The 270-nt window shown below is 58.1% G+C and carries 2 rRNA genes; both read left to right on the top strand.

What is annotated here, in order from left to right:
- Nucleotides 1-77 (top strand): 23S ribosomal RNA (locus tag IH68_RS0149210); the annotation flags it as partial.
- A 96-nt stretch (nt 78-173) separates the two neighbouring features.
- Nucleotides 174-270: ribosomal RNA gene (gene rrf / locus IH68_RS52340) — 5S ribosomal RNA — on the top strand; the annotation flags it as partial.

The raw sequence follows: 270 nt of genomic DNA, 5'->3' as shown, positions 1-270 counted from the left end.
CTGGGTTGATAGGCCGGATCTGGAAGCACCGCAAGGTGTGGAGGTGACCGGTACTAATAGGCCGAGGGCTTGTCCTCAGTTGCTCGCGTCCACTGTGTTGGTTCTGAAACCACGAACAGCCCCATGCCCGGGATCGGGTGTGGTGTGGCACATGTTCGACAGTTTCATAGTGTTTCGGTGGTTATAGCGTGAGGGAAACGCCCGGTTACATTCCGAACCCGGAAGCTAAGCCTTACAGCGCCGATGGTACTGCAGGGGGGACCCTGTGGG

The organism is Streptomyces sp. NRRL S-646, from assembly GCF_000720765.1.
Classification (GTDB): Bacteria; Actinomycetota; Actinomycetes; order Streptomycetales; family Streptomycetaceae; genus Streptomyces.
The sequence above is the reverse complement of the archived record's forward strand: the minus strand, read 5'-3'. Positions and strand labels throughout refer to the sequence as shown.